The sequence below is a fragment of the Nocardiopsis lucentensis DSM 44048 genome, from assembly GCF_000341125.1.
GTDB lineage: Bacteria > Actinomycetota > Actinomycetes > Streptosporangiales > Streptosporangiaceae > Nocardiopsis > Nocardiopsis lucentensis.
In genome coordinates this window covers 4734-12398 of the sequence record NZ_ANBC01000745.1, presented here as the reverse complement: position 1 = coordinate 12398, position 7665 = coordinate 4734, and the positions used below count along the sequence as shown (strand labels likewise).

Below are 7665 nucleotides of genomic sequence, written 5' to 3'. Positions count from 1 at the left end.
GGCGGCCGGCCACGAGCTGCTGCGCACCGCCGCCGACCCGGAGGGCACCGAGGTCCTCGGCATGCTCAACAACTGCTCGGGCGGCATGACCCCATGGGGCACCTTCCTCAGCGCCGAGGAGAACTTCAACCAGTACTTCGGCTCCGCCCCCGGCACCCCCGAGACCAACCGCTACGGGCTGTCCACCCGCCTGCCGAGACGCCGTTGGGACCGGGTCGACGAGCGCTTCGACCTGTCCAAGCACCCCAACGAGGCCAACCGCTTCGGCTACGTCGTCGAGATCGACCCGCTCGACCCGCAGGCCGCGCCGGTCAAGCGCACGATGCTCGGCCGTTTCAAGCACGAGGGCGCCAACACCCGCCTGACCGAGGACGGCCGCGTCGCCGTGTACATGGGCGACGACGAGCGCTTCGACTACATGTACAAGTTCGTCAGCGACGGCCGTTACATCGAGGGCTCGCGGCGCCACAACCTGTCCCTGCTCGACTCGGGCACGCTCTACGTGGCCCGCCTGGAGGGCAACAGCCCCGCCGAGGAGATCGACAACTCCGGTGAGCTGCCCTCCGACGGCGCCTTCGACGGCACCGGCGAGTGGATCGCGCTGTGCACCGCCACGGAGAGCTTCGTCGACGGGTTCAGCGTCGCCGAGGTGCTCGTGTACACCCGTCTGGCCGCCGACGCCGCGGGCGCGACCAAGATGGACCGCCCCGAGGACTTCGAGGCCAGCCCGGTCACCGGCAAGGTCTATTGCGCCCTGACCAACAACTCCGCCCGCGAGCCCGGCCAGGTCGACGAGCCCAACCCGCGCGGCCCCAACCGCTACGGGCACATCCTGGAGATCATCGAGGCCGACAGCGACGCCGCCGCGACCTCCTTCACCTGGAACGTGCCCATCATCTGCGGCGACCCCGAGGACGACGACACCTACTTCGCGGGCTTCGACAAGTCCAAGGTGATGCCGATCTCGGCCCCCGACAACCTCACCTTCGACGCCCGGGGCAACCTGTGGATCTCCACGGACGGCCAGCCGGGCAGCCTGGGCTACAACGACGCCCTGCACGTGGTGCCGGTCGAGGGCCGCTTCCGCGGCGAGCTCAAGACCTTCGCGACCGTCCCCGTGGACGCCGAGGCCTGCGGCCCGTTCGTCACCCCGGACAACAAGACCGTCTTCCTGGCGCCGCAGCACCCCGGTGACGGCGGCACGCTGGAGGCGCCCACCAGCACCTGGCCCGACCGTGAGTTCCCGCGCCCGTCGGTGGTGTGCATCTGGCACCCCCGCGGCCGTGACGTCGGCAGGTAGCGTCCACCCCGCCGGAGGCGACGACGCGCGTCGGGTAAGGGTTCGTGCGCCGTAGGCGTCGTTTGGGGGTGGTGGCGCGGCCCCTGCGCGTAGCGCCCGCCCCGCGCGATGGCGGGCGACGGGTGGGCCCGGTCACCGCACGGTCGGTGGCCGGGCCCGGCCGCGTTCTCCGGACCGGTGTTGACACGTGTGTCACGGGTGTCCGCACAATGGGCCATGGCCACCAACCCCTCAGCCCCCGACGGTGACGCGGACACCGTCGACGCCGACCCCGTCTCCGATTCCACCGAGGCCACCGACCGGCTCATCGCCCGCCTCGACCTCTTCGACCAGCGGCCCGAGGCCCGGTCCCTGCGCGCTCGGATCAGGGAACTGCTCGCCCCCGCTCACGGCGACGCCGTGGTCGACGTCGGGTGCGGCTCCGGCCTCGCGGTCGCCGAACTCGCCGACGCCGGGGCGGCGGCGGTCGGGATCGACCCGGACCCGCGCATGCTCTCCCACGCCCGCGCCCGCCGTCCCGACCTGGACCTGCGCGAGGCCGGGGCCTACGATCTGCCCTTCCCCGACGGAGCCCTGAACGGTTACCGGGCGGAGAAGGTCTACCACGTGCTCGACGACACGCCCCGCGCCCTGGCCGAGGCCCACCGTGTCCTGGCGCCGGGCGGTCGCCTGGTCCTGGCGGGACAGGACTGGGACGCCTACATCGTCGACTCCGACCACCCCGACACCACGCGCGCGATCGTCCGCGCCACCGCTGACGGCCTGCCCGCCCCGCGCGCACCGCGGAGTGAGCGAGCCCTGCTGCTGGACGCGGGGTTCGAGCGGGTCCGTGTCGAGGGCCGTGTCCTGACCTTCACCGACGACGAGGTCCTGGGCATGCTGCTGGGTATGGCGCGGGCCGCGGTGACCGCCGGAGCCGTCGGCGAGGAGCGGGCCGAGGAGTGGACGGCCGACCAGCGGGACCGGGCCCAGCGCGGGCGGCTGTTCGTCGCGATCCCGTTCTTCCTGGTCAGCGCGGTGAAGGCAGAGTGAGTGGCGGGCCGTTCGATGGCGGTTCCGCTCGGATGTGGGGGTGCTCGCGTGTTCAACCTGGTCATCGTCGGCGGGGTGACCGTCGGCCTGGGGACCGTGTTCCTGGCCCGAAGGGCCGAGCGGGCCGGGGCCGCGCTCGATGAACGTCAGCGCGCGGGGGAGCTGACCCCCCAGGCCGCCGACCAGGCGCGGTTGCGTCTGCTGCGCCGGTCCCAGGACATCGGCCTGATGGTCACGTTCGGTGTGCTCTGCATCCTCGGAGCGGTCCTGGGCAGGGCCGTCCTCGCCGACCAGTGGGACGGCGAGACGCTGTACCACGTGGTCCTGCTGGCCGGGCTGCTGGCGTGGAGCGCGCGAGGGCACCTGCTGGTGCGCTCCCGGATCGCACGGGTCAGGTCGCGGCTCGGCTCCTCGCCCTGACCCGCGCGACGGGTCGGGTCAACGGGTGGGCGACCTTCGGTGCCCACCCGTCCGGACGCGTTCACGGCGCCGGAACCGGGCGCTCCCGGCGCACGACCGCACGCACGCCCACCGGCTGGAGCGCGAGCGCCGGACGGGGACGGACCCGCTCGGGCGCGAGCAGTTCCAACCGCACGCGCGCCCGCAACGCCGAGGCGATCACCTCGATCTCGCGCAGGGCCATGGCGGCCCCGACACAGCCGCGCTGACCCCCGCCGAACGGGAAGAACGCGTAGCGGTGGGCGGGGCCGCCACCGTCCAGCCACCGACGCGGCCGGAAGGACGCGGGCTCGGCGAACCACCGTTCGTCCCGGTGGGTCACCCACTGGCTGAGACCCAGCACCGTCCCGGCGGGCAGCACGTACCCGCCCACCTCGAACGGGCGTACGGTCTCCCGGCTGATCACCCACGCGGGCGGGTACAGTCGCATGGCCTCCTTGGCGGCCGCCCCGGCGAAGTCCGTCCCCTCTCCGCCGGGGCGCCCGCCCTCGGCCACCCGCCCGTCCGCCTCGGCATCCTCGCCCAGGGCGAAGAACAGCCAGGTCAGGGCGTCGGCCGTGGTCTCGTATCCCGACATCAGCAGCGTCGCCAGCTCGTCCCGCACCTCCGTGAACGGCGGCGGTGGAACGGTCTCCAGCAACCGGCCCAGCGCCGTGGTCCCGCCGTCGGGACGGTGCTCGTCGACCAGGTCCGCCAGCACCCGGTCCAGAGCCCGCAGCGAACGGCGCAGCTCCAGGTTGACGGGGGTCGGCACCCATCCGGGCAGGCGCGGAGCCGAGGTCAGCCGCATGATCGCGCCCACCGCGTCGGACAGGGCCCGCCCGCGCGATCCCAGCGCGCGCCCGGCGATGTGCTCGGCACCCACCCGCATGGCCAGGTTGGACATCGCCTCGTGCACGTCGATCTCCTGACCGTCGTGCCAGGTGTCGACCAGGCGCGCGACCGCCTCTCGTGCCGCCTCCTCCAGACCGGTCAGCCGCCCGCTGCGGAAGGCGGGCCGCAACCGGGCACGCTTGCGCTCCCAGTCGGCGCCCTCGCTGTTCATCGTGGCGAGCGGGAAGCCCGTCCCGCCCCGGCGACGGACACCCGGCCGGAGTTTGACGACCGTCTCGCCCCGATCGACGAGGACGCGGCCGATGGCGTCGGGGTGGGCGAGCAGGACGTTGGCGGGAGTGAGCGCGACCACGTCGCCGTGCTCGCGTGCGGCGCGGGTGAGGAAGCCCAGGGGGTCGAGGGCGTAGTCGGCGACGTTGGCGGTGCCGCGCCCGTCGTGCGGGCCCGGGGGAGTGCGCCCCGGAGCGGTCGGGGAGGCCGTCACGTCGTGCGATCCCTCCAAGGGGAGGCCCCGCACCGTGGTCACGGCACGGGGCGGGGAGTCCTGGGAACCGGGGGGAGAGTAGTCGTAGGGGGCGGCCAACCGCCTGCCGTCGATGAGGCGGAGCTTGACGGCGATGCGGTGGGCGACCCCCTTCACGGGGTGGTCCCTTCTCACCGGGACCGACGCGTGATGGTCCCCGGCGCCGGATCTAGTAGTAGATGTAGGGGGCGGTCAGCCGCTGGCCGTCCACGAGGCCGAGCTTGGCGGCGATGCGGTAGGCGACTCTCTTCATGGGGTGGACCCCTTCCGTGGGATTCCGGACCCGTGCGGGGCCGGATACCGGCGGAATCTATCGAGGTCCCTCCCACCGAACAACTGTCCGAGAGGTGAGGCACCCCTGTCCCCGCGGTGGTGTGGACATGGAGGCAGGGAACATGCTTCCGTCCTGAACTGGGCCGACCGGTCACTGGTCGGCGCCTGTCCGAGAATCCGGCCCGACGGGTGACGCCGTGTTCAGTCGTCTCCGCTCCGGTGGGCGCGGTGTTCAGGGTGGGATCCGGCGCCAGGGCGTGTTCTGCGGACGCCGCCCGTCGCGCGGCAGGGTAGGCGTCGGCGGCACACGCCCCAGATGATCGATTCCAGGGGGGCGGTGGTCATGGGCGGTCAGTGAGCGCGGGAGGGGCCGTATCGCCTGGTGAGTTCCCGATCGGCGAGGAAGTCGACGCCGCCGCGTCCCGGGCCTGCGCCGACGACGACGGTGTTGGCCGGGTCGAGGACCGGGTCCTCGCCGATCCACGGCATTTCCCGCGGGTCCCGGATGGTCATGCCCCTCAGTCTACTGGATTTGGGTCAGCGAATCCGTGATAACGTGAACTCACGGATTTATTGCGTCAAATCCGTGATTCATGTCATCGACGAAGGGTGGTGCCATGAGTGCGGCCATCGAGCACGTCAGGTTCGCCACCGACGACCCCGCCGCCCTCACCGCCCACCCGGAGCAGCTCGTCGCGCTGCCCAAGGAGAACTACGGCGACGGCTTCCAGGGCGCCCGCCTCGCCCGGTTCGACGACGGCGCCGTCCTGGACCTCATCACCTGGTCGTCCGCCGCCGTCGCCGAGCGCGCGGCCGAGGAAACGCCGACCGGCCCCCGGGCACGGGGCTCCTTCAGCCGGATCGGCGCCGTGCACGAGACGCGGCACGCTCAGGTGCCGCACACCGCATAGCCCCCGAGACCAAGGAGAACGACGCCGTGCCCTCGGCAGAGGAACTACTCAACGCGGACACCGTCGCCGACCTCGCCCGATGCCTTACGCGAGCCGGTGACGGGATCACGGCGCAGGAGACCCGGGGGTGCGGAGCCGACCTGGCCGGGCTGAGCTTCACCGAGCGTGTCGCCCTGATCAGAAACGCCGTCCTGGCCGACCTTCCCGCGGACTACCCGGCCTTCGCGCGCGTGTTGCGCGCCGCACTGCGGGACGGCGATTTCACCGGATGGATGATCTTCCCCGTCACCGAGGCCGTCGCCGTACGGGGCCGGGACGCCTTCGAACCGGCGCTCGCCCTGCTCGCGGAACTCACCCCGCGTCTGACCGCGGAGACCGCGGTGCGCCCCTTCCTCCAGGCCGACCTGGAACGCACGCTCCGGGTCATGACGCCGTGGACCGCGCATCCCGACCTCCACGTCCGCCGACTGGCCAGTGAGGGCACGCGGCCGAGACTGCCCTGGGCGCCTCGACTTCCGGAGCTGATCGCGGATCCGACACCCGCACTGCCCCTACTCGACGCGCTGTACCGGGACGACTCCGAGTACGTCCGCAGATCAGTGGCCAACCACCTCAACGACATCAGCCGAGACCACCCCGACATCGCCGTCGAGGTCGCGACGCGCTGGCTGAGCGACCCGGCGCCGACGACGACCCGGTTGGTACGGCACGGCCTGCGGACCCTGATCAAGTCCGGCCACGCCGGGGCCCTCACCCTGCTCGGCCACTCCCCGGACGGTCCCGTATCCGTCGAGGGCCCGCACGTCCACACCCCAGAGATCCGGGTCGGCGACCATCTGCTGTTCGACTACTCGGTGACCAACACCCACGATCAGACCGCTCACCTCATCATCGACTACGTCGTCCACCACGTGAAAGCCAACGGCAGCCGCACCCCCAAGGTCTTCAAACTCACCACACGGTCCCTGGCCCCCGGCGAGACGTGGCGCGCGACACGCAGGCACTCCTTCAAACCGATCAGCACGCGGCGCTATCACCCGGGCGTCCATCTGGTCCAGCTCCAGGTCAACGGCCGACCCCACGGGGAAGCCTCGTTCACGCTGCACTGCTGAGGGCAACCGCCTCGCGTCCCGCTTCGGTGGCGTATCCGCCATCACGCCGCCATCCCGACGGGGCTTCCTCCACCAGAAACGGGAACCCGTATCCGCGCGGCCATCCCTTGGAATCAATCATCTAGGGTGGTGCGCTGCCGGGACGGACGAGTGCGGAGGGACGGGACGTGGCCGATCTGGGGACCAGGCTGGGGCGCCGGGTGGCGGAGGCCGCCGACGCGGCGGTCGCGCGGCGCGGGGCGGTGTCGGTCCTGGACACCCTCACCGCGCTGGGCTGGGTCACCGACCGGGCGGTGGACACCTGGCGGCAGGGACGGGTCGACGCGCTCCAGGACCTGATCCAGGCGCCCCCGGACAAGCAGCGCGCCGTCGTCGTGCTGCTCACCGCCTGGGCGGAGGCGCGCGGGATGGAGCGGCACGAGGGCGAGTACCCGGCCGCCACGCGCGACCGCCGGGAACTGCGCTTCACCAGCCGCGCCGATTCCGCCGACGAACGCGGGTTCCGCGCCCACTGGGTCTCCCCGAACGCGACCGCGGCCCAGCGCGGGCGGGAGGAGCGGCGGCGCGCGAAGGTCCCCGACCTGGAGGTGCAGGAGGCGGACGGGCCCTGGGAGTGCGCCGATTGCGGTCTGACCGTAGAGGGCCCGAAGCTGGTCGAGGACGGCGCGCCGCGCTGCCTCACCTGCGTCGACCTCGACCACCTGGAGTTCCTGCCCGCCGGGGACGCCACCCTGACCCGCAGGGCGAGGAAGGAGAGCGTGCTGTCGGCCGTCGTGGTGCGGTGGGTCCCCTCGCGAAAGCGCTTCCGCCGCCTCGGCCTGCTCGTGGAGGAGCGCGCACTGGTCGCGGCCGAGGAGGCGTGCCTGGCCGACGAGGACGCTCGCGCCCGTCGCCGTGAACGCGACGCCGTGCGCCGCGCGGACCAGGACGTGGTGTTCCAGGAGCGCTTCGCCGCCGAGATCACCCGGCTCTTCCCCGGCTGCCCCGCCGACCGCGCCCGGAGCATCGCCGAACACACCGGTGTGCGCGGCAGCGGCCGGGTAGGCCGCTCGGCCGCCGGACGCGACCTCGCCCCCGGGGCGGTGCGCCGCGCGGTCGTGGCCTCCGTCCGGCACGAGGACACCCCCTACGACCGGCTCCTCATGGACGGGGTGCCCCGGGAGGAGGCCAGGGCGCGCATCGCCGACGGCATCGACCGCGTCCTGGCCGGGTGGGCCTGAC

The 7665-nt window shown here is 72.7% G+C and carries 9 protein-coding genes; 6 read left to right on the top strand and 3 right to left on the bottom strand.

Translation table 11 applies throughout. The features are described from left to right. From D471_RS0126015 to D471_RS36270, 3 genes are all read left to right on the top strand, one after another. The coding region (locus tag D471_RS0126015) for a PhoX family protein (RefSeq protein WP_017601328.1) at positions 1-1300 on the top strand (1300 nt) is incomplete at its 5' end. A 216-nt stretch (positions 1301-1516) separates the two neighbouring features. Continuing rightward, positions 1517-2332 (top strand): methyltransferase domain-containing protein, encoded by an 816-nt coding sequence (locus tag D471_RS0126010; protein ID WP_017601327.1) that lies wholly within the window; start codon positions 1517-1519, stop codon positions 2330-2332. Positions 2333-2380: 48 nt separating this feature from the next. Next, positions 2381-2752 carry a hypothetical protein gene (locus tag D471_RS36270; protein ID WP_017601326.1) on the top strand — a complete coding sequence of 124 codons (372 nt, stop codon included), beginning with the start codon at positions 2381-2383 and terminating at the stop codon, positions 2750-2752. Positions 2753-2813: 61 nt separating this feature from the next. On the opposite strand, the gene D471_RS0126000 is transcribed toward D471_RS36270, so the two are convergent. The 3 genes from D471_RS0126000 to D471_RS40480 all read right to left on the bottom strand — a co-directional run bounded on the left by D471_RS0126000 (position 2814) and on the right by D471_RS40480 (position 4934). Beyond that, entirely contained in the window at positions 2814-4265 is a 1452-nt protein-coding gene (locus D471_RS0126000) for a cytochrome P450 (protein ID WP_017601325.1), read from the bottom strand. A 52-nt stretch (positions 4266-4317) separates the two neighbouring features. Continuing rightward, a complete protein-coding gene (locus tag D471_RS42675) occupies positions 4318-4401 on the bottom strand; it encodes a cittilin family RiPP precursor (RefSeq protein WP_394296863.1) in 84 nt (27 codons plus the stop codon). A gap of 371 nt (positions 4402-4772) precedes the next feature. Then, entirely contained in the window at positions 4773-4934 is a 162-nt protein-coding gene (locus D471_RS40480) for a hypothetical protein (RefSeq protein ID WP_017601324.1), read from the bottom strand. Positions 4935-5038: 104 nt separating this feature from the next. On the opposite strand from D471_RS40480, the gene D471_RS0125985 reads away from it, so the two are divergent. The 3 genes from D471_RS0125985 to D471_RS0125975 all read left to right on the top strand — a co-directional run bounded on the left by D471_RS0125985 (position 5039) and on the right by D471_RS0125975 (position 7664). After that, complete coding sequence (locus tag D471_RS0125985; protein WP_017601323.1) at positions 5039-5332, top strand: hypothetical protein; 294 nt, start codon at positions 5039-5041, stop codon at positions 5330-5332. Positions 5333-5358: 26 nt separating this feature from the next. Continuing rightward, the gene (locus D471_RS0125980; protein ID WP_017601322.1) at positions 5359-6444 is read left to right on the top strand and encodes a hypothetical protein; all 1086 of its coding nucleotides are present in this window, start codon (positions 5359-5361) and stop codon (positions 6442-6444) included. A gap of 167 nt (positions 6445-6611) precedes the next feature. Beyond that, complete coding sequence (locus tag D471_RS0125975) at positions 6612-7664, top strand: DUF2293 domain-containing protein (RefSeq protein ID WP_017601321.1); 1053 nt, start codon at positions 6612-6614, stop codon at positions 7662-7664. Position 7665: the final 1 nt, after the last annotated feature.